The following is a 1,886-nucleotide window of genomic DNA, read 5'->3' on the forward strand; positions in this document are numbered from 1 at the left end:
GCCAGCGCAACCGCGGCGCGGCGTCGGCCGCGCGCGCGAGCACGGCGCCGATGCGCGACACGTCGCGGATCGCGACATGCTCGCCGCGCAGGTGCGGCAGCACGAAGCGCGTGACGAGCGCGGCCGCGGTCAGCCCGACGATCGAATACAGCCCGAGCTGCACGAGGCCGGGGAACCCGGAGAACAGCATCGACGCGAAACCGCACACGGACGTCAGCACGCCGAGCCGGATCGTCGGCCAGTACGCGGCGACCCACGCGCGTGTCGCGTCCGCCGGGCGCGCCGCGCCGCGTGTGCCGGCCCGCGCCGATTGCACGAACAGGTAGATCGAATAGTCGACGGCTTCGCCGATCAGCGTCGTACCGAAACCGAGCGTCAGCCCGTGGACCGTGCCGAACGCGACGCTGACCGCCGCGATTCCCGCCGCGACGCCCGTCAGCACCGGCAGCAAGCCGAGCGCGAGCGTGCGCGGCGAACGGTACAGCGTCAGCAGCAACGCGACGATCAGCACGACGCTCGCCGTCGACAGCCGTTCGACGTCGTGCCGGATCGTGTCGCGCGTGTCGACCGAGAACACGCCGGGGCCCGTCATCGCGAGCGTGGCGGCGGCGTTCGGCACGGCCTGCTTTGCGGTGGCGAACGCGCGGCGCACCGCGTCGATCGCACGGGCCTGGGCATCGGTATCGGAACCGGCGGCGGCCGTCTGCACGACGAGTACCGCGCGGGTGCCGTCGCGCGACACCCACACGCCGTCGCGGCTCGCCGGTTGCGCCGCGCCGTCGAGCTGGTCGACGAGCGCGGCGACTTCGCCGGTCGGGTCGCGCGGCAGCATCGCCTTGGCCACGAGGCCGGCCGACGAGCTCAGCAGGTCGAGGCTGTCGCCGAGCGCCTGGTGCAGGCCGCCGGCGCTGAAGCGCTGCGGCGTGACGGCCGGGCTCAGCAGGTAGCGGTGATCGAAGATGAACTGCCGGTCGCGCGCGTCGTTCGAGGCTTCGCCGTTGTGCACGGCCGCGAACTGCGGGTCGGCGCGCAGCGTGCCGGCCACGCGCCGCGACAGCGCGGCACGCGTGGCCGCATCGCCGCCGTCGATCGCGACGAGGATCAGCCGCGACACGATGCCGTCGCGCAACTGGTCGACGAGCACGCGCTGCCCGGCGCTCGGCGAACGCGGCAGGAACGCGGACAGGTCGGCCGTGAAGTGCGCGCGCCCGATCGCGACGCCGCACGCGACGAGCGCGAGCAGCCACACGAGCACCGCGCGCTGCCGCAGCGCGTGCAGGCGGCGGGCGACCGGCGAAGACGGGGGCCGGGTGCGTTCGTCCATCAGTTCGGGTTCGCCGGAGCGGGTTGCAGGCGCATCACCGAACGGTCGCCGTCGGCCTGCCGGATCGCGACGCTGCGCAACAGGTCGCGCGTGCCGTCGAGCGTGATCGTGCTGACGACCTTCAGCATCCGAGAGTCGAGCGGCGTGAGCGTCAGCGTCCAGTCGTCGCCGCGCCCGGCGAGTGCGACCTTGTAGACCTGCTCGAGCGCGAAGCGGTTGCCGGCGAGCGTCGCGCGGATGCTGTCGATGAACGCGCCGAGTTCCGGATAGCGCGCGAGCGCGAGCGTGTACTTGCGGTTGTTGCGCTCGACGGTGAGCATGTCGCCGTCGACGACGAGGTGTTCGGGCTTCGGGCTCAGCGTGTGCTTCTCGAGATGGTCGGGCGCGACGAACACGAGTTCGCCGGACGATTCGACCGGCTGCGTCGCGATCGACAGGTACTTCGTCTCGGTGAACGTCGCACGCCCCGACTTGTGCTGCGCGAGCGTCGACATCAGCCGGTCGAGGGTCCACGCGGGCGCCGCGTCGGCCGCCCGCGCGGGCGCGGCGGCCAGCGCGATCG

2 protein-coding genes are annotated in these 1,886 nt (G+C 73.0%); both read right to left on the bottom strand.

What is annotated here, in order from left to right; all coding sequences use genetic code 11:
- On the bottom strand, positions 1 to 1,324 hold a 1,324-nt coding region (locus tag L810_RS38700), incomplete at its 3' end, for an MMPL family transporter (RefSeq protein ID WP_042978045.1).
- The gene (locus tag L810_RS38705; RefSeq protein WP_257009033.1) at positions 1,324 to 1,884 is read right to left on the bottom strand and encodes an outer membrane lipoprotein carrier protein LolA; all 561 of its coding nucleotides are present in this window, start codon (positions 1,882 to 1,884) and stop codon (positions 1,324 to 1,326) included. The genes L810_RS38705 and L810_RS38700, both read right to left, overlap by 1 nt.
- Positions 1,885 to 1,886 lie beyond the last annotated feature (2 nt).

It is taken from the genome of Burkholderia sp. AU4i, assembly GCF_000466765.1.
In the GTDB taxonomy this organism is placed as follows: Bacteria; Pseudomonadota; Gammaproteobacteria; order Burkholderiales; family Burkholderiaceae; genus Burkholderia; species Burkholderia cepacia.